The organism is Streptomyces sp. NBC_01454, assembly GCF_036227565.1.
GTDB lineage: Bacteria > Actinomycetota > Actinomycetes > Streptomycetales > Streptomycetaceae > Streptomyces.
In genome coordinates this window covers 3,925,279-3,946,521 of record NZ_CP109460.1, presented here as the reverse complement: position 1 = coordinate 3,946,521, position 21,243 = coordinate 3,925,279, and the positions used below count along the sequence as shown (strand labels likewise).

Sequence of the window (21,243 nt, the reverse complement as noted above, 5' to 3'; positions counted from 1 at the left end):
TCGAATGCGCCGGTGCACACCCTGTGAGGGGTTTTAGTCGAGACCGAGCTGCATTCGCACCTGCTTGGGGCGGTTTGTAATGATTGCGTCCACTCCCAATTCCCGGCAGAGCGCGACATCGGCGGGGTCATTCACCGTCCACACGTGGACCCGGTGGCCGGCGCGGTGCGCCTTGGCGACGTAGTCGGGGTGCGCGCGGAGGATCCGGATCCCCGGGCCCGCGATGCCGACGCCGGGCGGGAGCCGGCCGTCGCGGTGCCGGGGTGTGAGGAACTGCATCAGATAGACGCCGGGGAGCGCGGGCGCCGCGGCCCGGACGCGGTGCAGGGAGCGCGCCGAGAAGCTCATGACCCGGACCTGGGGCGTCCAGTCGGTGCGCGGGGCCGGTGTCGTGTGCCCGAAGCGGCCGAGCAGCTCGACCAGCCGCTCCTCCACCTGTCCGGCCCAGCGCGTCGGATGCTTGGTCTCGATGGCCAGCTCGACCCGGCGGTCCGCGTCGGCGACCAGCTCCAGCAGCCGCTCCAGCGTCAGGACGGCGGTCCGCTCGGGGTCCTCGTGCTGCCGGTCCGGCGCCTCGTTCGCGAACCCCTCGGTCTTCCAGGAGCCGAAGTCCAGCATGGCGAGGTCGGCGAGCTCCAGGGCGGAGACCGAGCCGCGTCCGTTGGAGGTGCGGTTCACCCGCCGGTCGTGTACGCACACCAGATGGCCGTCCGCGGTCAGCCGGACATCGCACTCCAGGGCGTCCGCGCCGTCCTCGATTGCCTTGCGATAGGCGGCCAGGGTGTGCTCCGGGGCGTCCTCCGAGGCACCGCGATGGGCTACGACGGACATGGCGGGACGATCCGGACGGGCGTCCTGAACGGGGCGTGCATAGGTCACCGCGTTATCGTGCCATCCACCGCTGCCGGGCCCGCGGGCGCGTACCCCGGGCCACGGAACAGGGGATGCGCCGGTTTTGTCCGGCATAAAGGGTGAGGGGACAGTCACAGTCTCGGCTTACGGTGCTCTGACGCGCAGTGGGTAAGGCTGGGACGGAGACTCGCCCGTGTCATCCGGCCGAAGGTCCGGACCGGATGTACGGACCGGGTCTCGCGGACGGACGGGAGCTGCGACGGACCGCCGGGCCATGGCCCGCGGCCCCGGACCGGCGGACCGGGACTCGCCCGCGGCGCCCGGATCCCGGATCCTGAATCCTGGAGTACCGGGTTCCGTATCCGTCGGCACCGAGGAGCCGGACGTCCCGGAGGGCCCGCCAGGCCCGCCGGAACGGAACAACCGCACCACCCGGCGGACCACCCGGCCCGCCGGCAGGACAAGAGACCGCACCACCCGGACGCACCCCCAGGGTCCGGCCGAACCGCAAGCCCCGGAAGAGACGGCGCGCCCCAGGCATCAGACAGCTGAGGCGCCGGGCACCCGCCCGCGGGCCGTGGACGCCGACAGTCGTGAAGCTGAGGAGAGAGCTGTGAGCACCGAGAACGAGGGAGCCGTCCCGTCGGAGGCCAAGCCGCCGGCCGGGCCGCAGCCGGACAGCGCCTCCGCCTCCGGCGCCCGGTCTCCCGGCGGCCCGCCGCCGGCCGCTTCCCCCGCGGCGCCCCCGCCCCCGGACTTCGCGCCGACCGTCGCCTCGTCCCCCGGCGGGGCCGGCTCCGACGACCCCGGCCGGATGCCGCCCTACAGCGCCGGAAACCCTCCGCAGCACGGCTTCGGCCACCCCGGCGACGAGCCCACGACCGACCAGACCGCCCAGTTCCCCCCGTACGGCACCGCCGCGCACGGTGCCCCCGGAGCGGGCGGCGGGGCCGGCGGCTGGGGCGGTCCCCCGTACGGCGGTGGCGGCGGTGACCCCTGGGGCCTCACCGAGAACCCCGCCCCCAAGCGGCGCAACGGCGGTCTGATCGCGGCCGTCCTGGCGGCCGCGCTCGTCTTCGGCGGCGTCGGCGGCGGTGTGGGCTTCTGGCTCGCGGGCCGCAGCGACGACGCCTCGACGACGGTCTCCGCGCCCGGCGACGCCGGGGCCCTGAACCGCAAGCCCACCTCCGTCTCCGGGATAGCGCAGAAGGCGCTGCCGAGCGTCGTGACGATCGAGGCCCAGGGCGCCGGCGGCGAGGGCGGCACGGGCACCGGCTTCATCTACGACAAGCAGGGCCACATCCTCACCAACAACCACGTCGTCGCCAGCGCGGCCGACGGCGGCAAGCTCACCGCGACGTTCTCCAACGGCAAGAAGTACGACGCCGAGGTCGTCGGCCACGCCCAGGGCTACGACGTCGCCGTGATCAAGCTCAAGAACGCCTCCGACGCCCCGCTCAACCCGCTCCCGCTCGGCAAGTCCTCCCATGTGCAGGTCGGCGACGCCACGATCGCGATCGGCGCGCCCTTCGGCCTGTCCGGCACGGTCACCACCGGCATCATCAGCGCCAAGGACCGCCCGGTGGCCTCCAGCGACGGCGGCGGCGCCAGCGCCTCGTACATGAGCGCCCTGCAGACGGACGCCTCGATAAACCCCGGCAACTCCGGCGGCCCGCTGATGGACGCCGCGGGCAACGTCATCGGCATCAACTCCGCCATCCAGTCGGCCGGCAACGGCGGCAGCCTGGGCGGCGAGTCCCAGCAGTCCGGCAGCATCGGCCTGGGCTTCGCGATCCCGATCGACCAGGCGAAGCGGGTGGCCCAGGACCTGATCAAGACAGGTAAGCCGGTCTATCCGCAGATCGGCGTCCAGGTCGGCATGCGGGACACCGGCAACGGCGCGACCATCGCCCAGACCGGCAACAACGGCACCGATGCCGTCAGCCCGAACGGCCCGGCCGCCAAGGCAGGCCTCAAGCCCGGCGACATGATCACCAAGCTCGACAACACGGTGATCGACAGCGGCCCCACCCTCATCAGCGAGATCTGGCAGCACAAGCCCGGCGACGAGATCACCCTGACCTACAAGCGAGGCGGCAAGGAGCACACCACCCGAGTCACCCTGGGCCAGCGCACAGGCGACAAGTGACGCGCTAGTCTGATCCCGCGACACCGCACGCCTTCGCGGCCCGGTGCCGCGGGGAGGCTTGCCCGAGCGGCCTAAGGGAACAGTCTTGAAAACTGTCGTGGCGGCAACGTCACCGTGGGTTCAAATCCCACAGCCTCCGCAGAGGTAGACAAACATGCAGGTCGGAGCGGGTTCCGGAGTTGTCCGGGCCCGCTCCGACTGCGTTTGCTGTCTTACCTCAGGCCCCCGGACCTCCGTCGTGGCCAGGGCATGTGGCCAGGCTGTGGCCAAGATTCCGGCCGGCGGCGCGACATCCCTCTGTGGGTACGGCACCTCCGCGAAGGGGCTCGCCGCGTCCTCGGCGGAGAGCGCTTTCGCCCTCGCCTCCTGTCACACTTCGGCGTACTCGGTGGACCTCACCCGGCCCGGTCAGCTTGTCAGTCCCACGTTGCCCGTGCGGCCTGATGCCCACATGGTGTGCTCACGTGAGATGGCGGCTTCGGCCTGGTCGACGAATTTGCCCCACGGTTCTGCGTCCGCAGACTCATCCGCAAGAGAGAGAATGTGCCTGATCTCCCGAGCCGTAAGGCTGTATGCGGATGCTTCTGTCTCAAGTCGCTGTGCCTGGAACCATGCGGTGATTCCGGCGACTCCGGCACTCACCACACCGAGTAGGTCAATGGGAACCAGGCCATACGCCTTCACAGCACCAGCAACGACGCCGAGCATCTCCCCAATGAGAGCAACACTCCGCCAAGTACGAGACTGCCTGTCCCGGAGTTTTGCCATCCGCGCATACCACTCGACCTGTTCCATCAAGCGATTGCTCTTGTAGGTCTCGATCCTCTCGTCCTTACTGGTGGCGCGGCAGCGTTCCATCGCCTCGTTGACGTCCAAGCCTGCAGACACATCGACGATATCGAGACCGAGGCTGATCTCCCGAAGTCTGTGGATGAACAGGCGTCGAGCCTCGGGGGCAGGCATGGACTCAGGGAAGGGATCTCCACACACCGCGTAGCGCCACGCGAGCGTCTTGCACGATTCGGCGGCGGCCCGGCATTCGTACCAGCGCCGCTCATCTCGTTGCTCCACGATGTAGAGCCGGACCAAGATGGAGGAGATGAATGCCAGGGAGGCAATAAGTCCTGCCCAGTCGATCCCGTTACTGGCGTACTTGAGCGTCGTGGCGCCAGCGGCCGCCGCCAAGAACAACAGAAGCAGAGTCAGGCGGAGTTGACCGAAATAGCGGCGTTTCGAGCGGATCGATCCCGTGTCCGCATCTTGGAAAAAGGGCGGGAGCTGATGCCAGGTGAAGCTGTCACTGCCAGGACCAGTCATCGGGCTGCCTTGGGTAGGTAGAACAGTCAACACGCCAGCCTAGCCGACCAGTTGATGCTGCGGCGGTGGAAATCGTGCTCTTCGACGTTGTTCCGCGGCTGGCCGTGCCGGCGCCGACGACCTGTACGAGGTGCTTTGGCCAGTAGGAGAGCACCTTGCTGCCAGAGCGCACATCCCGGCGTGCTCTGAGGAAGCCAGCGCACGGCTGGGCCGGGTGATCAGCACGCTAGGTCACTCGCTGCGCAAGTCCCGACCTCTGTAACGGCGCATCGAGGCGCCCAGTGGAGGACCATGAGGTGCCCTCCGAAGGTGTGTAGCGGCGGACCGCCGCCCACCGTGATCGAATTCCTGAAGCGGTGCTTTCTCGTTGAGGCCGATGCTGAGGAGTCGCCGCTTCGTTGCAGCTCAAAGCAGGTTCTGTGCCGCGGAACCGAGCGGTCTTGAAAACTGTCGGGGCGGCAACGTCACCGTGGGTTCAAATCCGGCAGCCTCCGCAGAGGTCGGCGACTTAGCTGGTCAGAAGGGGTACCTGAGCGATTCGGGCACCCCTTCTGCGTGGGCGATGTTCCGCTCGTCTCGCTGGCTCATGCCCAGGGTGGCTGTCTGTCTGCCTGCCCCGTACCGAAGCCGTTCAACGCCCCGGCAGGACATATGTCATGGCGAGGATGCGACTCATGGCTCTGCAGGGCCGGCTGCCGATCCTCGTAGGCTCGACGGCATGTTCAAATCTCGCAAAGTCGGACAAGACGATTCCTGGGAAGGCATCGTCCTCAATAAGTCCCGGGGCATGCTCGACGGCTCGAACATGTATCACTTCGTCGAGGTCCGCCTTGCCGACGGCGAATCCTTGAAGGTCCGGATCAGCCGCCGGCTCTGGAAGTCGATCGTGGTTGATGATCGGATCGTCAAGCGGCCGGGCGCCGACCCGGTCAGGGCGTAGCCCTTCAGGAGCCTGGAGGTGTGGGAGTCCGCTGCTGCCGGCCCGGGCTCGCCGCAGGCCCGTACATGCGACGGATGGCTCCCGCCGCTGGATGCCGTCGCGGAACTCACGATCCCGCTGCTGCTCCCGCTCCATGCTCGGCTACCTGCGGCTCGGCCCAACGGGCGGTCTGCCGACCACGGCCGAGCGGGTTCCGCCGGCGTCACGCTCATTTCCTTGACCGAGCCTCACCGAGGAATTCAACTCTCCACTGCCGAATTCCTCGGTGGCATCTTTCTCGCCGAATCGGACAGGCGCAGCGAAAGCAGGCGAAAGCGGAATTGAAATGAGATGCAAGAAGATCGCCCCGCTACCCGCTACCCGCACACTCGCGCAAGCCGCCCCGGAAGCCGCTGCCGAAGCTGAAGAGGACCTCAAGAGCGACCTCAAGGGCGACTCCAAGAAGCCCCGGTGTTGTCTGGTCGAGCGCTGAGTGCGGCCTGGGCCGACCAGGTCACGGGAGGGGGTCGGTGGCACACGCCATCGGCCCCCTTCGGCACGCCCAGATGCGCGTGGACGCAGCCGCCTGGCCCGCGGTTCCAGGTATTTCCTGAGAATGCGTTCAGTAGCCCTTGGGGTATGCACAGGTTCCGCTGATCCCACTCACAGAAACCCCTCTTAATGTTTTCCACGTCGAAGCCGAAAGGCGAGACCTCAGAAAAGAAACAACTGAAAGAGAATCGCCATGAGCATCCGCAAGGTCATTCCGGTCAAGCCCGCCTGCAAGCCCGAGGGGAAGAGGAACCGGCACCAGCACCCGAAGCCGGCGCACAAGAAGCACCAGCGCCGTCGCCCGATCGGTTTCTGAGCCACATACCGGAGGCGGGCCCGCGGCACTGTGCCACGGGCCCGCCTCCGGCCATGTCCGAACCCGGTACGCCCCCGGCAGCCGGAGGACGCCAGAGCGTAAGAGACAGAGACAGAGACAGAGACAGAGACCGTGACCTCGACAGTGCCCTCGGAGCCAACAGCACGCACAGCGCCCACGGCACGTACAGCGCCCACAGTGCTCACAGCGCTCAGCCACGGCGACCCGCCGACGGTGCGGCTGCGGGCGGTCGGAGCCGAGCCCGCCCCCGGCCGCGGGCGAGGCCGGCGTCCCGGGCCATCCCGTCCGTACGGCCGCCACCAGCCGTCAAGCGCTCAGCTCCCCCGCGCCGACCGCGCCGACCGCGCCGACCGCGCCCACCACGACGAGCCGTACGCGAACACGTCTGGGGGTGGCAGGGGCTGCGAGGGCGAGCCGGCCACCCCGCATCTGCCGACGCGCGCGGCCTTCCGTCGCTTCTGGCCGCTGGCTCGGGGCGACCGCCGCTGGCTGGTGCTGATCTGTATCTGTGTGGTTGCCGCCGCGCTCGCTGAGACGGCCGCGATCCTGCTGTTCTCGAACCTGACGGACCATGCCCTGCAGCAGGGCTCGCTCAGCGCCTTCTGGTCCCCCGCCGGACAGTGGTTCGCCGTGGCGGTCCTCGGTGCGGCAGTCGGATACACCGGCAACTCGCTGGCGGTGTGGACCGCCGCGCGCTTCGTACTACGCCTGCGCGCCCGCGTCTTCGGCCACGTCCAGGACCTACCGCCGCACTTCTTCCAGAGCCACCGTCAGGGAGACCTGGTCGAGCGCCTTACCGGGGACGTCGAGGCCATCGAGCAGATGGTGGTCTCCGGGGTCGTGGGAACCGTGTCCGCGCTGTTCAGCACGGTCTTCTTCGCCACCGCCGCCTTCTGGCTGCGGTGGGACCTGGCGCTGGCCACCTTCGTGCTGGCGCCGCTGTTCTGGGTGGCTGCCCGGCGCTTCTCCGGCCGGATCAAGGCCGTCGCGTGGGAGGAGCGCGTCGCCGACGGCGCGATCACCTCGGTGGTCGAGGAGTCGCTGGGCAACATCGTGCTTACCCAGGCGTACAACCGGAAGGCCGCCGAGGAGAAGCGGCTGCGTCGGGAAGCGGACGCCTGGATGCGCGCGTCGGTGACCGGGGCGCGGATGAGCGAGCTGTACGAGCAACTCGTCCAGGTCATCGAGACGCTGTGCGTCCTCGCCGTCATCGGGCTCGGCGCCTGGGAGATCTCCCAGGACCGGATGACCATCGGCCAGCTCCTGGCCTTCGCCGCCTTCCTCGGCTACCTCTACCCGCCGATCCGCAACCTCGGACAACTCAGCCTCACCCTCACCGCCGCGACCGCGGGCGCCGAGCGGCTGCTGGACATCCTCGACGCCGGGCCCGCCGTGACCGACCCGCCGCCGGGAGCGGCCGCCGCGCCCTGGCGGGTGCACGGCACGGTGGAGTTCGATCAGGTGGGCTTCCGCTACCCGGGCGCCGAGAAGCGCACCCTGGCCGGGGTCACGCTCACCGCCGGCCCCGGGGAGTTCGTGCTGATCACCGGCGCGAGCGGGGCGGGCAAGTCGACCGTCTCGAAGCTGCTGCTGCGCTTCTACGACCCCGCCGAAGGCTCCGTACGCCTGGACGGGGTGCCGCTGCACTACATGCCCCTCTCCTTCCTCCGCGAGAACGTCACGCTCCTGCCGCAGGAGGCGCTCATCCTGCACGACACCATCCGCGAGAACATCGCCTGCGGGCGGCCGGGAGCCACCGACCACGAGATCGTCCAGGCTGCCCGGGACGCGGCGGCCCAAGACTTCATCGCCGCCCTCCCCGAGGGCTACGACACCCGGATCGACCCGCACACCGCGCAGCTGTCCGGCGGCCAGCTGCAGCGTGTGGCGATCGCCCGCGCGATGCTGCGGAACGCGCCCGTCCTGGTCCTGGACGAGCCCACCACCGGTCTTGACGCGCTGTCCGCGCGGCAGGTGGTCAGACCGCTGAGGCGGCTGATGTCCGGCCGTACGACGATCACGATCACGCACGATCTGAACCTGGCGCCGGACGCCGACCGCATCGTCGTCCTCGACCACGGGCGTGTGGTGGAGACCGGGACGCACCGGGAACTGCTGGCCCTGGGCGGGACGTACGCGCGGCTGCACGGCTCACAGAACGCCACGGGACTCTCGGACACAGGACCGTTCCCCGCCCCGCTCGCGGGGACTTGAGCCGGGCCCGACGAGCTCGTGCACGGTTGGCCTTGAGGTGTCGAGGGCTTCGAAAGCCGGTCGTGGATGTGGGTCGCCGACGGCAGGTGAGGGCGGGGCACAGCCGGCATCGTCGGTCTGTGTACCTGAGCTCTTGCAGGGAATTTCCGCCGGCGCTGGCACTCCAGGAATTCTGGCGCTTGCCGTGCACGGTGCCGTAGGGGTGCTGCTGTCGTGGGACCACTGGAAAGGCGGAGCGAGGGGCGAGCCGCGGCCGGCACACCGGATATGCCGGCAAGCCGGATATTGTGTGCCGCTGCCCGGTGGGGAATGGTTCAAGGCCTGGTGGCCGGCGCGATCATTGAGACGATGGGTTCGTGGATGGGTTCGTGGATGGGTCCGTGGATGGGTTCGTGCCCTTCTTGGGAAGGCGCGGTGTTCCTTACGGTTCAGCGGCCTGGGGGCGCTGAGTGGAATGTGCGGGTGCCCTCAGGGCGTATGCGGAAAGTGGGTTGTGGTCACCGTGAGTGTGCGCAGGGCGGGGGGCGGAGCCAAGGGGACCGTGGTGGTGCGGCGGGCGGAGGGGCGGGATGCGCGGCGGCTCACCCGGCTGGTGCGCAGTTCGCGGGCCTATGAGGGGCGGTATGCCGCGATGGTCGAGGGATATCGGGTGGGGCCGGATTACATCGAGGCGCATCGGGTTTTTGTGGCGGTGGAGAGGGGAGAGGGGGAGGGCATGTGCAGCGGGGAGCGTGGTGGGGAGCGGGTGTTGGGGTTTTATGCGTTGGTGGTGGGCCCGGGGGAGTTGGATTTGATTTTTGTGGCGGATCAGGCGCAGGGGTATGGGATAGGGCGCATGCTGGTCGAGCATATGAAGGGGGAGGCGCGGCGGCTTGGGATTGAGCGAGTGCGGGTGGTTTCGCATCCGCCTGCCGAAGGGTTTTATCGCAGTGTGGGTGCCCGGCCCGTAGGAATGGTGCCGGCGAATCCGCCGGTGGTGATGTGGGATCGTCCGGAGTTTGTTTTTGTGATGGGGAGTCGCGAGTAAATCGGTGGCGTGGGAAGGGGGTTGCGGTAACTGTGGGGGTATGACGCGATCATTTGAGGAACTGGTGGCCGAGGCGGAGGCCGTGTCGGTTGAGGGGTGGGATTTCTCGTGGCTGGACGGAAGAGCCACTGAGGAGCGGCCCTCTTGGGGTTACCAGCGGGGGATGGGGGAGCGGCTGGCGCGGGCGTCGGCTGCCCTGGACGTGCAGACCGGCGGTGGGGAGGTGCTCGCCGGGGCGCCGAAGTTGCCGCCGGTGATGGTGGCGACGGAGTCCTGGGCGCCGAATGTCGCCAAGGCCACCGCGCTGTTGCATCCGCTCGGTGCGGTGGTGGTGGCCGATGCGGATGAGCCGCCGTTGCCGTTCGGCGATGCGACGTTCGACCTGGTGACGAGCCGTCATCCGGTGACCGTGTGGTGGGAGGAGATCGTCCGGGTGCTGCGGCCCGGGGGCATCTATTTCTCTCAACAGGTCGGGCCGGCGAGCGTGTTCGAGCTGGTCGAGCACTTTCTGGGGCCGCAGCCGGAGCACGTACGGCGGGCCCGTCATCCCGAGGATGCGCGCCGGGCGGCGGAGGCGGCGGGACTTGAGGTGGTCGATCTGCGGGCGGAGTCGTTGCGGACCGAGTTCTTCGATATCGGGGCGGTCGTCTACTTCCTGCGGAAGGTGGTGTGGATGGTCCCAGGGTTCACGGTGGAGCGCTATCGCGAGCGGTTGCGGGAGTTGGATGAGGTGATCCGTCGCGAGGGGGCGTTTGTGGCGCGGACGACCCGGTTTCTGATGGAGGCGCGTAAGGCATAGGCGGGACTTTGTGGATATGCCTTAGCGGGTGGGGGGTGGTGAGGGGGGTGTGGCGCGGGCTGCTGAGGCGATGGTGGTGTGTGCCTCGTGGGTGGAGAGGCCGGTGTCGCGGGCTGCCTCCGTCAGGCGGGCGGTGAGTTCCTGGCCGAGGCCGGCTTCGTAGGCGCGGCAGGCGGCCCAGAAGAGGCGGGCGTTGCGCTGGCCGTCCGGGGAGGTGCGGACGAAGCGTACGAGGGCCGCGGCGTGCTGGGGCGGGACGCCGGGTGGGGAATCTCGGTGGGCGGCCGGTGGTGGGGAGATGAGGAGGTCGAGCAGGGCGCCCGGCAGGGGGGCCGGGCGGCGTGGTGTGTTCGGTGCGTGGGTGTATCGCCCCTGGGCGGTGACCGAGCCGGGGCCCACCAGGTAGCCGGCTGTGCCGCGGATGTCGATGCCCGGGGCGAGCCGTCCGGCCGAATTCGGTACGGGTGGGGTCGGTGGGCCGGTGAACCAGAGGTGGCGGCCGCCGCTGGGGGTGAGGACCGTGACGGTCGGCGGGATCGGGAAGCCGTGCTGTTCGGCGAGGAACCGCAGGGCGGTCAGGCCGTCGGCTCCGTTCTTGGTGTCGAGGTCGATGCCGATGAGGTGGTGTGGGGGCCGTCCGCAGGCGATGCCGTAGCCGGTGGACCAGGGGGCGGCGGCGAACATCCGGCGGATGGTGAGCGGGTCGGTGCTCGCGTCATGGACGCCGTGCCCGAGCCGGCCGCATTCGCCGCGGCAGGGCGGGACCTCGGGGTGTCCGCGGTGCGGGGAGCGTATGGCGGGGAGTTTGTTGCGGGTCAGCGGGATGACCGGGTAGCCGCCGGAGGCGGCGAGGAGCGCCTCGGTGAGCGCGGCGGTGTGCGGGTCAGGGGGATCGGTGGGTGCGGTTTCCCGGGGATCCGGGCGGTCGGCGCGCAGGTCATTCTGCGGGGCAGGCGGAAGGTCGGCCCGCAGGTCGGGCCCGTGGTCGGGCGGTGTTCCGGTATGGCGTCGGTGCATGGCCATGGAGCTATTTTCGTACGAATGTTCGACGAAGGGAAGGGGGTGTGGAGGGGGCCGGGGCGCGCGCCGGGCTCGTCGTGCGGGTGGGGTGTGGGCGGTGGGCCTTGAGGTGAGCCGTGTGGCGGGGCGCCAGGCGGGCCCCGTCGTCGTCGAGGGGCGTGCGCGGCGGATCACGCCGGGCGGCGGGGGTTTATCCGGGGGTGCTCATGCTTGCGGGGGAATCGGGGCCCCGTGACGGGTTCGCCGTGGATTCGTGGGCAAGCCTGAGTGCGCGACGTCGAGGAAAGCATCGTGGTGGTCGGCCAACTGCCCGGTGAGGGAGGAAAGTTCCACGGATTTCGGGCCCGGAGTGAGTGGGATCGGACGGACAGTGGATCCAGCACTTCCGGTCCCGTACATCGCAAGCCCAGTCACAAGCCCAGTCATCAACACATTCACAAACGCAGTCACAAACGCAGTCACAAGCACAGTCGTATGTCAGAGCTGTAGATCAGACCCCCGCGCAGCAGGACCGCGCCGGATGCCGGCGCGGTAGATCCAGAAGTCGTGTTCCGTAGGAGGAATAGACATGGCAAGCATCCGTACCGCCCGTGTTCTCGCCGTTGCCGCCGCACTGCCCCTCGCGGCCGCGCTCTGCACCGGCGTGGCGCAGGCCGACAACGGCGGCTTTGCGACCGGCGGGTCGAGTTCGGCGGCGACGAGCCAGGCGGGGAGCGGTGTCGGCGGCACCAATCTCGGCAATTCGACCACCGGCCAGCAGGTCGCCAACGGAGCCGGTGCCTCCAACCAGAACAACACCGCGAGCGTGAACGGCTCCGGCCCCACGCGTATCGACCAGTCCAACGCCACCGTCAACTTCACCAATCTCTGGTGAGCCGGCGGCAGTCTCCGGTGAGCCGGCGGCCCGTCGCAAGGGGAGTGCGGCGCGGCTGACCGGCGGGTGAGCGTCAGGGCCGGCACGGAGAGAATGGGGCTGCTCCGGAGTTCGCTGCGCCGGGCCTTGACAGTGAGCGGGTTTCTGACGGACAGTCAGAAACCCGCTCGCTTCCTTCGTGTGCCCGGCTCCCTGTGCACCGGGCGTACGGCCACCAGAAGGGGAGGCCGCCGACGTGCACCTCGCCCCCACCGCCCGCCAGGAGCAGCTGCGCAGCCAACTACGTGCCTACTTCAGGGAGTTGTTGCCGGACGGGCCGGTCGAGGATGCGGCCGAGCAGCGTGCGGTGCTGCGCCGGATCGGTGCGGACGGCATGCTGGGGCTGGGCTGGCCGACGGCCTACGGAGGGCAGGGCCGCGGGCCCGACGAGCAGTTCGTGTTCTTCGACGAGGCGTATCGCGCGGGCGCCCCGGTCTCGATGGTCACCCTCAACACCGTCGGCCCGACCCTGATGAAGTACGGCACCCCGCAGCAGAAGGACTTCTTCCTGCCGCGGATCCTCCGTGGCGAGCTGGTCTTCGCGATCGGCTATACGGAGCCCGAGGCCGGGACCGACCTCGCCGCACTCCGCACCCGCGCGGTGAAACGGCCGGGTGGGGTGGATGCCGCCGACGGTGGAGCGAGGGCCGACGGTGGAGCGAGGGCCGACGGTGGAGCGGGTGTCGAGGGCGGAGCGGGCGCCGAGGGCGGAGCGGGTGCCGACCGTGACGTGGCGGGCGCCGACCGTGACGTGGCGGGTGCCGATCATGACGCGTGCGCCGATGAGGACGCCCACTGGCTGATCAACGGTGCCAAGAGCTTCACCAGCAACGCCCACCGGGCCGACTGGATCTGGCTCGCCTGCCGCACCGACCCCGAGGCGCCCAAGCACCGGGGCATCTCCCTCCTCCTTGTGCCCACCGACGCACCCGGCTTCTCCTGGACGCCGATCGAGACGGTCGGCGGGCTGATGACCACCGCCACGTATTACGACGGCATCCGCGTCCCGGCCGGGAACCTCGTCGGCGAGGAGAACGGCGGCTGGCAGCTGATCACCAACCAGCTCAACCATGAACGCGTCGCGCTGGCCGCCCTCGGGATGCAGGCCGAGGACTCTTTCGACGCGGCACTGGCGTATGCCCGTACGCCGGACCAGGAGACCGGCGAACGGCCTGCGGACCGGCCCTGGGTACGGTCCCGGCTCGCCGAGGCGCACGCCCGGCTGGCCGCGACCCGGCTGCTGAACTGGCGGCTGGTCGGCGATGTGGGCGCCGGGACGCTCAGCCCCGGAGACGCGGCCGGGGTGAAGTTCGCCGGGACGGAGAGCGCCGTCGAGGTCTACCGGATGTGCCAGGAGGTGGCGGGGGACGCCGCCCTGGTGCGGGCCGGTTCTCCGGACGCCTTCGGGGACGGCGAGCTGGAGCGGATGAACCGGGCGGCCCAGATCAACACGTTCGGGGGCGGGGTGAGCGAGATCCAGCGGGAGATCGTCGCGACGATGCGACTGGGGATGCGGAGGGGGCGGCGATGAGCGAGGTGGCCCAGGAGGAGCCGGCGCCGGCGGCGCACACCGCCCGGCCCCCGGACACGTCCCTCCCCTACGAACGGCTCAAGTCCTTCGAGGGGCGGCCGGCCGCCACCGCGGCGGTCGGCAAGGACCCGGTCAACGCGCCGATGATCAGGCACTGGTGCGAGGCGGTGGGCGACGCCAACCCGGCCTACCAGGGGTCGGAGGCCATCGCGCCGCCGACGATGCTCCAGGCCTGGACGATGGGCGGCCTCTCCGGCCATACGGACCGTTCGGGCGCGTTCGACGCGCTCTTCGCGCTGCTGGACAGCGCCGGGTACACCTCCGTCGTCGCCACCGACTGCGAGCAGGAGTATCTGCGGCCGCTGCGGCCGGGCGACGAGGTCACCTTCGACGCGGTGATCGAGTCCGTGTCGGAGCGCAAGACGACCAAGCTGGGGGCGGGGCACTTCGTCACGACGCGGATGGATGTGCGGGCGGACGGGGAGCTCGCCGGGACGCACCGCTTCCGGATCCTCAAGTACGCGCCGCACGCCCGGCAGACCCCGCACGCCCCCGAGACCCCCGAGACCCCCGAGACCCCCGAGACCCCCGAGGCTCCGGAGGCTCCGGAGGAGCGGAAGCCGGAGCCGCCGGCCGCGTCAGCTTCGCCCGCCCGGCCCGCCCCGCCCGCCGCGCCCGCCACTTCAGCTCCGTCCGCCCCGTCCGCCCCACGGCGCCCCCGCCCCGTCGTCAACCGCGACAACGCCGGCTTCTGGGAAGGCGTCGCCGGGCACCGGCTGCTGATCCAGCGGTGTACGGGGTGCTGGACGCTGCGTTTCCCCTGGCTGCCGGGGTGCTCGCGGTGCGGGTCGCCGGAGTGGGACACCATCGAGGCGAGCGGCGCGGGAACGGTCTTCTCCTACGTCGTGCTGCACCACCCGTCCTTCCCCGCCTTCGACCCGCCCTACGCGGTCGGACTGATCGAACTCGCGGAAGGGGTACGGATGGTCAGCAACATCGTCGGCGTCCCGCACGACCGGGTGCGCATCGGCATGCCCGTCCGGCTCGCCTTCCAGCGGGTGGACGAGGAGTTCGAGCTGCCGGTCTTCCGCCCCACGGCGGGCGGTGAGGGGTGACATGGACTTCACGCCCACACCCGAGCAGACAGCGGCCAGTGAGCTGGCCGCGGAGATCTTCGGCGACCTGTCCACCCCCGAGCGCCTCGCCGACCGCGGCGGAGATACGGACACCGCGCTCTGGAAGGAGCTGTGCACGGCCGGGCTGTCGGGCGCGGTGACGGAGACCGGGCTGCTCGGGCTCGTCCTGATGCTGGAGGAGCAGGGCCGGACGACGGCGCAGGTGCCGTTCGCCGCGAGCTGCGTCTACGGGCTGCTGGCGATCGGTGCGCACGGCGATACGGACCAACGGGCACGGCTGCTGCCGGCGCTCCGGGACGGTACGGCGATCGCCACCGGGGCGTTCCCGGCCCGGCCGGGCGGTGTACGGGCGTGGCCGGAAGGGCCCCGGAGGACGGAAGGGGACCGGAGGCCGGACGGCCCCCGGAAGGAGGAAGGCCCCCGGAAGGCGGAAAGGCCCCGTAGGGCGGAAGGGCCCCGTAGGGCGGACGGGAAGGGACGGCTGACCGGCAGCGTCCCCGTGGTGCCGTGGCTGCGCGAGGCCACCCATGTGCTGGTACCGGACGGGGTGACGCAGACACTGTGGCTGCTCCGTACCGACGCCCCCGGGGTACGACGCGACCCGGTCGAGACCACCGCCCCCTGGTCGGCGGGCCGGCTCACGCTCGACGACGCCCCCGCCGAACGGCTGGGCCCGGACGCCTCCACTGCGCAGCAGTCCACCACCCACCCTTACGCCGATGTCCTGGCCACCGCCCGTACCGCCTTCGCGGGCCTTCAGGCCGGGGTCTGTGCCGGGGCCCTGGCCCGTGCGGTGTCCCACACCGCCACACGTGAGCAGTTCGGCCGTCCGCTCTCCACCAACCAGGGCGTCCTGCTGCGCGCCGCCGACGCCTACATGGACACCGAGGCGATCCGGCTGACCGCCTACGAGGCGGCCTGGCGCCGGGACGCGGACCTGGACGCCGGGGAGCAGGCGCTGACCGCCGCCTGGTGGGCCGCCGAGGCGGGTACCCGTGTGGTGCACACCGGCCAGCATCTGCACGGCGGCATCGGCGCCGATCTGGACCACCCCGTCCACCGGCACTTCCTGTGGGGCCGCCAACTTGCCGCATACCTGGGCTCGGGAGCCGAAGTGCTGGAGGAATTGGGTGAGTTGCTCACCTCCCGGGACGCACGGAACGCACAGGACGCACAGGACGCACGGAACGCACGGGACGTACGGAACGCGCGGGACGTACGGAACGCGCGGGACCCGCAGAACCGGCAGGAGGAGGGCACCACATGAAAGCCGGTGACGAGCTTCCGGAACTCACCGTCCCGATCACCCGCACCCTGATCGTCGCCGGCGCACTCGCCTCCCGTGACTACCAGGACGTGCACCACGACACCGAGGCGGCCAGGGAGAAGGGCTCCCCGGACATCTTCATGAACATCCTCACCACCAACGGGCTGGTCGGCCGCTACCTCACCGATCACTTCGGGCCGCGCTGCGTCCTGCGCAAGGTCGCCATCCGTCTGGGCGCCCCCAACTACCCGGGGGACACCATGGTGTTGCGCGGCACCGTCACCGAGGTGGCGGACGGTACGGCCGTGGTGCGGGTCATCGGGGCGAACGGCCTCGGCCACCACGTCACCGGCACCGTGACGGTGAGCCTCCCGGAGGGCACGGAATGAGCATCCACCGCCCCGACTCCCTAGGGGGCCGGGCCGCGATCGCCGGTATCGGGGCCACCGAGTTCTCCAAGGACTCCGGCCGCAGCGAACTGAAGCTCGCCGTCGAGGCCGTGCGGGCCGCCCTCGACGATGCCGGGCTGACACCCGCGGACGTCGACGGCATGGTCACCTTCACCATGGACACCAACCCCGAGATCACCGTCGCGCAGGCGGCCGGCATCGGCGAACTGTCCTTCTTCTCCCGCGTCCACTACGGGGGCGGCGCGGCCTGCGGCACCGTCCAGCAGGCGGCCCTGGCGGTCGCCACCGGGCTGGCCGAAGTCGTCGTCTGCTACCGCGCGTTCAACGAGCGCTCCGGCCGCCGCTTCGGCTCCGGCGTCCAGCAGCGGGAGCCCTCCGCCGAGGGGGCGGCGCTCGGCTGGAACCTCCCCTTCGGCCTGCTCACCCCCGCCTCCTGGGTCGCCATGGCAGCCCAGCGCTACCTCCACGCCTACGGGCTGACGCCGGACGCCTTCGGCCATGTCGCGGTCACCGACCGCCGCCACGCGGCCACCAACCCGGCCGCCTACTTCCACGGGCAGCCGATCACCCTCGCCGACCACGCCGCCTCCCGCTGGATCGTGGAGCCGCTGCGGCTGCTGGACTGCTGCCAGGAGACGGACGGCGCCCAGGCGATCGTGGTGACCTCGCCCGAGCGGGCCCGTACGCTGCCCCACCCGCCGGCGCTGATCACGGCCGCCGCACAGGGTGCGGGCCGCGCCCAGGAGCAGATGACCAGCTTCTACCGCGACGCGCTGACCGGCCTCCCGGAGACGCAGGTGGTCGCCCGCCAGCTCTGGCGCACCTCGGGACTCTCCCCGGCCGACATCGACGTCGCGATCCTCTACGACCACTTCACCCCCTTCGTGCTGATGCAGCTGGAGGAGTTCGGCTTCTGCGCCCCCGGTGAGGCCGCCGACTTCGTCGCCGCGGACGCCCTTCCCCTCAACACCCACGGCGGCCAGCTCGGCGAGGCCTATCTGCACGGCATGAACGGCATCGCCGAGGCCGTCCGCCAGCTGCGCGGCACCTCCGTCAACCAGGCCGGCACCCCGGCGCATGTCCTGGTCACGGCGGGGACCGGGGTGCCGACCTCGGGGTTGGTCCTGGGCGCGGACGGCTCATGACCACCGTCCCGGGCGCGGGGCCGACGCCGTACGCGGCGCACGGCGAGGTGACGGCAGGTGTCGCCCCGTCGGGGTTCCCTTGGGGGGAGGTGCCCCGGCCCGTCCCCCCAAAGGAGGTGCGGCGGGGCCCATCCGTACAACTTGAGGCGGATGGCGCTTCGGCACCTGGGGGCGATCCGCGGGACCCACCCTCGCTTCTAGCGTGGTTCACATGACCACGCCAGTGTGCACAAGCGCCTCAACCGCCGCTGTGTTCCCGACGTTCTCGTCCTATGTACGGGCCCGGGGGCCGGTCCTGCTGCGCGCTGCGCGGTCGATGTCCGGCAACCCGAACGACGCCGAGGACCTCCTCCAGACCGCGCTCACCAAGACCTTCATGGCCTGGGAGCGCATCGAGGACCACCGCGCCCTGGACGGCTACGTCCGTCGCGCGCTGATCAACACCCGCACCTCCCAGTGGCGCAAGCGCAGGGTGGAGGAGTTCGCCGTCGACGAGATGCCGGAGCCGGACCCGCTGCCGGCACCCGACCCGGCCGAGCTCCAGGGCCTGCGCGACGCGATGTGGCGCGCCGTGATGCGACTGCCGCCCCGCCAGCGGGCCATGGTCGTGCTCAGGTACTACGAGGACCTGAGCGAGGCCCAGACCGCCGAGGTCATGGAGGTCTCGATCGGCACGGTCAAGAGCGCCGTCTCCCGCGCCCTGGCCAAGCTCCGGGAGGACCCGGAACTGGGGATGATCGCCTGACGGTGCGCGGCCGCGGGACTCAGCGGTCTCCGGCGGCGTACGCCAGGAAGTCTGCCCAGGTACCCGGCCGGACGCACAGCTGCGGGCCGAGGGGATTCTTGGAGTCGCGGATGCGGATGGTGTCGGGGGCGGTGGCGACTTCGATGCACTCGTTGCCGTCGCTCTGGTGGCTGTAGCTGCTCTTGAACCACTCCAGCTCAAAAGCGTCACCGGCAGAGGGCTTGAGGGTCATGTCTCTCCTAGCGCTTTCTCGATGAAGGTCAGTGACTCACGAGGCGTCAGAGCCTGGGCCCGGATGATGCCATAGCGCAGCTCAAGGATTCGGATCTCTTTCGGGTCGGTGATCGGACGGCTGGTGACCTGGCCTTCATCACGCCCCACCACTGAGCCGTCTCTGAACTTCAGCACCTGGATCTGTCCACCCATCCCGGCGTGGTCGTCACGGTCGGTCGGCATCACCTGGATTTCGACGTTCCGTAACTGCCCTACCTCCAACAGGCGTTCGAGCTGTCGGCGCAGAACCATTCTGCCCCCTACTGGGCGGCGTAGGGTCACTTCTTCTTGGACGAATGTGAGCGCTGGCGCCGGTGAGCGCTCGAAAATCGCCTCTCGGGCCATGCGGGCTTCCACGAGCCGCTCCACCTGGTCCTGCGAGTACGCGGGCCGCCGCATCTCGAACAGGGCCGTCGTGTACTCCCTCGTCTGCAACAACCCATGCAGGTTGTGGTTGCTGTAGGCGCCGAGTTCGACTGCCTCTGCCTCCAGCTTGGCCAGATCACGGACCTTCTTCGGGTACCTGGCCTGTTCCAGGTCCTCCTTCATTGCGGCGATCTTGCCGGCCGCGCCCAGCACCTCATCCGCCTTGTCGAGGTATTCCGAGCGGGGGATACGCACACCCCGTTCGATCTTGTAGATCAAGTTCTCGCCGTACCCCATGAGCGCCGCGAACTCCGCAGGTCGCATGCCCGCGGCCTTCCGCCAGAGCTTGAGTTGGCGGCCGACCGCTTCGACGACAGCCCTCGACTCGTCTTCCGGATCGAGTTCCCAGCCCGCCTCGTCCGTTCCGTCAACATTCATCCGCTCCCACCTCCTGGACAGCGGGGACACTCCTGGACAACGCCAGGACAGTCACCGTGCGTACCGGCCGAATCGCTTTTCAGCGTAAACACGGACGACCACGCTGAGTGACATGAATCAGGAAATCCCCGCGTACAAGCTCCAGTTCAGGGTCCAGCTGTCGGCCACCCGCCGTGGCGCCCGCCTCGCGCGGCTGCTGGCCGCGGAGGAACTCCGGTCATGGGGGCTGCCGTTCGAGGGACCGGCTCAGGTCATCGCCGAGTTGGCTGCCAATGCCGCCACGCACGGGTGCGTACCGGGCCGGGACTTCCGGCTCGCCGTGCTGTCTGACGCGGACGCGCTCCGTATCGAGGTGACGGACGCGCAAGGTGACCGGCTCCCGGCCCTACAGGTGCCGGACGTACGGGAATCGGGCCACGGTCTGGTCCTCGTCGAAGCGCTCGCGGACCGCTGGGGGGTGTGCCGGGGGCCGTTCCCCTGCAAGACGGTCTGGGCGGAATTCGACCTTCCGATGTGGGGCCGGTGAGGCGGCCGGCCGCCCGTTCACCGGAGCCCGGAAAGCCGGACGCCGGTGTGCCGGGCGCCGATGGGCCGGGCCGTAAAAGACCTCATCAACCCGGGTGAGAAACCCACCCCAACCGGCCCTGACGGTAAGGCCGTCACCCACCAGAGTGATCCCTCACCGGAAGATTCGCCTCCGCACACCGATCCGGGGCACGCTCGGCAACAGCACCCCGAGAAACCTCGCAACCCGTACACATACGACGGCCCCCGGCCGGGACTGGCATCCCGATCGAGGGCCTGACCACCGAGGAAGCAGTACCTTCCAGATGGCTGAGAAGCAGTTTAATGCGCCTGTGCGCACCCGGTACGCGATTCGGCCGACCGCCGGTGGCGTGCAGAAGGTCACCGAGTACCAGCGCCCCGGCTACACGATCATCGGCAATCACCTGACCCAGCACCGCGGGCTGTCGGGCCTGGCGATCGGGCTGGCCGCCTACATTCAATCGCTGCCCGACGGCGCGCCGGTCGATATCCGTACGCTCGCCAGGCGGTTCCCCGAGGGCCGGGACCGGATCGCCGCCGCCTTGCGGGAGTTGGAGACGCACGGATACCTCGAACGCATCCGGCGGCGCACCGAGGGCGGGCAGCTCGTCACGGTCACGATCTCGTACAACAACCCGGAGGCCACCCGCGCCCGCCGTGCCCGGGGGGAGGCCGAGGAGGCCAAGCGGCGCCAGGCGACCGCCCCGCCGCCCCACCCGGCCGCCCCTGCACAGGCTCCCGCTCCCGCGCCCGAGCCTGCCTGCGCACCCGCCGTACGAGCCGCATCAGCCGCACCCGCCGCACCCGCCGTACGAGCCGCGCCGACCGGGCCACCGTCCCCACAGCCCCCACCGTCACCACAGCACGCACCGTCCCCACAGCCCCCACCGCCCCCACCGGCCCGGCTCCCCCGCCCCCGCGCCCCTGCGCACGACACCCCCGCCGGTGACCTCCTGGCCGGGCTGCGTCGTGACGATCCCCGGCTGCTGCTCTCCGCCCGGGACGTGGACCGCCTCGCACCGGCTGTCGCCGTCTGGCTGAAACGCGGGGCCTCTCCGGACGCCGTGCGCAATGCCCTGGTCACGGACCTGCCGGACGCTCTCCACCACCCGGCCGCCCTGCTGGCCCACCGGCTGAACGAACGGCTGCCCCCACCCCTCCCGGCCGTCGCCGCCCGCTCCGCTCCGGCGTCCGACCGCCCGGACCCGCTGCAGACGTGCGACGGGTGTGAGCGCGCCTTCCGTGCCCCTGGCCCCGGCTTGTGCCGCGACTGTCGATGACACGGGT

At 70.2% G+C, this 21,243-nt stretch carries 21 protein-coding genes and 1 tRNA gene; 17 read left to right on the top strand and 5 right to left on the bottom strand.

Features of this window, described 5'->3' with window-relative positions:
- Window positions 1-33: 33 nt before the first annotated feature.
- A complete protein-coding gene (locus tag OIU81_RS17430) occupies window positions 34-879 on the bottom strand; it encodes a glycerophosphodiester phosphodiesterase (protein WP_443074002.1) in 846 nt (281 codons plus the stop codon).
- 586 nt (window positions 880-1,465) lie between these two features.
- On the opposite strand from OIU81_RS17430, the gene OIU81_RS17425 reads away from it, so the two are divergent.
- Both OIU81_RS17425 and OIU81_RS17420 read left to right on the top strand, forming a co-directional pair.
- Window positions 1,466-3,001, top strand: a complete 1,536-nt coding sequence (locus OIU81_RS17425) for a S1C family serine protease (RefSeq protein WP_329148891.1) — start codon at window positions 1,466-1,468, stop codon at window positions 2,999-3,001.
- 52 nt (window positions 3,002-3,053) lie between these two features.
- A tRNA-Ser gene (locus OIU81_RS17420) sits at window positions 3,054-3,140 on the top strand.
- 269 nt (window positions 3,141-3,409) lie between these two features.
- Here OIU81_RS17420 and OIU81_RS17415 read toward each other — a convergent pair.
- Window positions 3,410-4,318, bottom strand: a complete 909-nt coding sequence (locus OIU81_RS17415; RefSeq protein WP_329148889.1) for a DUF4231 domain-containing protein — start codon at window positions 4,316-4,318, stop codon at window positions 3,410-3,412.
- A gap of 718 nt (window positions 4,319-5,036) precedes the next feature.
- Between OIU81_RS17415 and OIU81_RS17410 the strand changes: the two genes are divergently transcribed.
- From OIU81_RS17410 to OIU81_RS17385, 6 genes are all read left to right on the top strand, one after another.
- On the top strand, window positions 5,037-5,258 hold the full coding sequence (locus OIU81_RS17410) for a DUF7489 domain-containing protein (RefSeq protein WP_329148888.1): 222 nt from the start codon (window positions 5,037-5,039) through the stop codon (window positions 5,256-5,258).
- Between the two features lie 325 nt (window positions 5,259-5,583).
- On the top strand, window positions 5,584-5,730 hold the full coding sequence (locus OIU81_RS17405) for a hypothetical protein (RefSeq protein WP_329148886.1): 147 nt from the start codon (window positions 5,584-5,586) through the stop codon (window positions 5,728-5,730).
- A 252-nt stretch (window positions 5,731-5,982) separates the two neighbouring features.
- Window positions 5,983-6,105, top strand: a complete 123-nt coding sequence (locus OIU81_RS17400) for a hypothetical protein (RefSeq protein ID WP_329148884.1) — start codon at window positions 5,983-5,985, stop codon at window positions 6,103-6,105.
- Window positions 6,106-6,555: 450 nt separating this feature from the next.
- The gene (locus OIU81_RS17395) at window positions 6,556-8,340 is read left to right on the top strand and encodes an ABC transporter ATP-binding protein (RefSeq protein ID WP_329155195.1); all 1,785 of its coding nucleotides are present in this window, start codon (window positions 6,556-6,558) and stop codon (window positions 8,338-8,340) included.
- Window positions 8,341-8,833: 493 nt separating this feature from the next.
- A complete protein-coding gene (locus OIU81_RS17390; RefSeq protein WP_329148882.1) occupies window positions 8,834-9,367 on the top strand; it encodes a GNAT family N-acetyltransferase in 534 nt (177 codons plus the stop codon).
- 40 nt (window positions 9,368-9,407) lie between these two features.
- The gene (locus OIU81_RS17385) at window positions 9,408-10,166 is read left to right on the top strand and encodes a class I SAM-dependent methyltransferase (protein WP_329148880.1); all 759 of its coding nucleotides are present in this window, start codon (window positions 9,408-9,410) and stop codon (window positions 10,164-10,166) included.
- A gap of 21 nt (window positions 10,167-10,187) precedes the next feature.
- On the opposite strand, the gene OIU81_RS17380 is transcribed toward OIU81_RS17385, so the two are convergent.
- Window positions 10,188-11,189, bottom strand: coding sequence for a bifunctional DNA primase/polymerase (locus tag OIU81_RS17380; RefSeq protein WP_329148878.1), 1,002 nt, complete (start codon window positions 11,187-11,189; stop codon window positions 10,188-10,190).
- Window positions 11,190-11,754: 565 nt separating this feature from the next.
- Here OIU81_RS17380 and OIU81_RS17375 point away from each other — a divergent pair.
- The 7 genes from OIU81_RS17375 to OIU81_RS17345 all read left to right on the top strand — a co-directional run bounded on the left by OIU81_RS17375 (window position 11,755) and on the right by OIU81_RS17345 (window position 18,333).
- Window positions 11,755-12,060: a hypothetical protein gene (locus OIU81_RS17375; RefSeq protein WP_329148876.1), complete on the top strand. Its 306-nt coding sequence runs from the start codon at window positions 11,755-11,757 to the stop codon at window positions 12,058-12,060.
- Between the two features lie 235 nt (window positions 12,061-12,295).
- Window positions 12,296-13,630 (top strand): acyl-CoA dehydrogenase family protein, encoded by a 1,335-nt coding sequence (locus OIU81_RS17370; protein WP_329148874.1) that lies wholly within the window; start codon window positions 12,296-12,298, stop codon window positions 13,628-13,630.
- Window positions 13,627-14,745: a bifunctional MaoC family dehydratase N-terminal/OB-fold nucleic acid binding domain-containing protein gene (locus OIU81_RS17365; protein ID WP_329148873.1), complete on the top strand. Its 1,119-nt coding sequence runs from the start codon at window positions 13,627-13,629 to the stop codon at window positions 14,743-14,745. Before OIU81_RS17370 ends, OIU81_RS17365 begins: the two co-directional genes overlap by 4 nt.
- Window position 14,746: 1 nt before the next feature.
- Window positions 14,747-16,033 carry an acyl-CoA dehydrogenase family protein gene (locus tag OIU81_RS17360; RefSeq protein WP_329148871.1) on the top strand — a complete coding sequence of 429 codons (1,287 nt, stop codon included), beginning with the start codon at window positions 14,747-14,749 and terminating at the stop codon, window positions 16,031-16,033.
- Complete coding sequence (locus OIU81_RS17355; protein ID WP_329148868.1) at window positions 16,030-16,422, top strand: MaoC family dehydratase; 393 nt, start codon at window positions 16,030-16,032, stop codon at window positions 16,420-16,422. Before OIU81_RS17360 ends, OIU81_RS17355 begins: the two co-directional genes overlap by 4 nt.
- On the top strand, window positions 16,419-17,588 hold the full coding sequence (locus tag OIU81_RS17350; protein ID WP_329148866.1) for a lipid-transfer protein: 1,170 nt from the start codon (window positions 16,419-16,421) through the stop codon (window positions 17,586-17,588). The genes OIU81_RS17355 and OIU81_RS17350 overlap by 4 nt, the downstream gene beginning before the upstream one ends.
- Before the next feature lie 211 nt (window positions 17,589-17,799).
- Window positions 17,800-18,333 (top strand): SigE family RNA polymerase sigma factor, encoded by a 534-nt coding sequence (locus OIU81_RS17345; RefSeq protein ID WP_329148865.1) that lies wholly within the window; start codon window positions 17,800-17,802, stop codon window positions 18,331-18,333.
- A 19-nt stretch (window positions 18,334-18,352) separates the two neighbouring features.
- Here the strand turns inward: OIU81_RS17345 and OIU81_RS17340 are convergent, their stop codons facing one another.
- Both OIU81_RS17340 and OIU81_RS17335 read right to left on the bottom strand, forming a co-directional pair.
- A complete protein-coding gene (locus tag OIU81_RS17340) occupies window positions 18,353-18,565 on the bottom strand; it encodes a DUF397 domain-containing protein (RefSeq protein ID WP_329148862.1) in 213 nt (70 codons plus the stop codon).
- Window positions 18,562-19,410: a helix-turn-helix domain-containing protein gene (locus OIU81_RS17335; RefSeq protein WP_329148860.1), complete on the bottom strand. Its 849-nt coding sequence runs from the start codon at window positions 19,408-19,410 to the stop codon at window positions 18,562-18,564. Before OIU81_RS17335 ends, OIU81_RS17340 begins: the two co-directional genes overlap by 4 nt.
- Before the next feature lie 112 nt (window positions 19,411-19,522).
- On the opposite strand from OIU81_RS17335, the gene OIU81_RS17330 reads away from it, so the two are divergent.
- Window positions 19,523-19,936, top strand: coding sequence for an ATP-binding protein (locus OIU81_RS17330; RefSeq protein WP_329148858.1), 414 nt, complete (start codon window positions 19,523-19,525; stop codon window positions 19,934-19,936).
- Between the two features lie 304 nt (window positions 19,937-20,240).
- Window positions 20,241-21,236 carry a helix-turn-helix domain-containing protein gene (locus OIU81_RS17325; protein WP_329148855.1) on the top strand — a complete coding sequence of 332 codons (996 nt, stop codon included), beginning with the start codon at window positions 20,241-20,243 and terminating at the stop codon, window positions 21,234-21,236.
- Window positions 21,237-21,243 lie beyond the last annotated feature (7 nt).

What these genes read in the sequence shown, in the direction of transcription:
- OIU81_RS17400 (WP_329148884.1), top strand. Translation starts at nt 5,983, where the DNA reads ATGAGCATCCGCAAGGTCATTCCGGTCAAGCCCGCCTGCAAGCCCGAG.
- OIU81_RS17405 (WP_329148886.1), top strand. Translation starts at nt 5,584, where the DNA reads ATGAGATGCAAGAAGATCGCCCCGCTACCCGCTACCCGCACACTCGCG.
- OIU81_RS17325 (WP_329148855.1), top strand. Translation starts at nt 20,241, where the DNA reads ATGGCTGAGAAGCAGTTTAATGCGCCTGTGCGCACCCGGTACGCGATT.
- OIU81_RS17335 (WP_329148860.1), bottom strand. Translation starts at nt 19,410, where the DNA reads ATGAATGTTGACGGAACGGACGAGGCGGGCTGGGAACTCGATCCGGAA.
- OIU81_RS17415 (WP_329148889.1), bottom strand. Translation starts at nt 4,318, where the DNA reads ATGACTGGTCCTGGCAGTGACAGCTTCACCTGGCATCAGCTCCCGCCC.
- OIU81_RS17360 (WP_329148871.1), top strand. Translation starts at nt 14,747, where the DNA reads ATGGACTTCACGCCCACACCCGAGCAGACAGCGGCCAGTGAGCTGGCC.
- OIU81_RS17330 (WP_329148858.1), top strand. Translation starts at nt 19,523, where the DNA reads ATGAATCAGGAAATCCCCGCGTACAAGCTCCAGTTCAGGGTCCAGCTG.
- OIU81_RS17365 (WP_329148873.1), top strand. Translation starts at nt 13,627, where the DNA reads ATGAGCGAGGTGGCCCAGGAGGAGCCGGCGCCGGCGGCGCACACCGCC.
- OIU81_RS17385 (WP_329148880.1), top strand. Translation starts at nt 9,408, where the DNA reads ATGACGCGATCATTTGAGGAACTGGTGGCCGAGGCGGAGGCCGTGTCG.
- OIU81_RS17380 (WP_329148878.1), bottom strand. Translation starts at nt 11,189, where the DNA reads ATGGCCATGCACCGACGCCATACCGGAACACCGCCCGACCACGGGCCC.
- OIU81_RS17410 (WP_329148888.1), top strand. Translation starts at nt 5,037, where the DNA reads ATGTTCAAATCTCGCAAAGTCGGACAAGACGATTCCTGGGAAGGCATC.
- OIU81_RS17375 (WP_329148876.1), top strand. Translation starts at nt 11,755, where the DNA reads ATGGCAAGCATCCGTACCGCCCGTGTTCTCGCCGTTGCCGCCGCACTG.
- OIU81_RS17355 (WP_329148868.1), top strand. Translation starts at nt 16,030, where the DNA reads ATGAAAGCCGGTGACGAGCTTCCGGAACTCACCGTCCCGATCACCCGC.
- OIU81_RS17340 (WP_329148862.1), bottom strand. Translation starts at nt 18,565, where the DNA reads ATGACCCTCAAGCCCTCTGCCGGTGACGCTTTTGAGCTGGAGTGGTTC.
- OIU81_RS17345 (WP_329148865.1), top strand. Translation starts at nt 17,800, where the DNA reads ATGACCACGCCAGTGTGCACAAGCGCCTCAACCGCCGCTGTGTTCCCG.
- OIU81_RS17350 (WP_329148866.1), top strand. Translation starts at nt 16,419, where the DNA reads ATGAGCATCCACCGCCCCGACTCCCTAGGGGGCCGGGCCGCGATCGCC.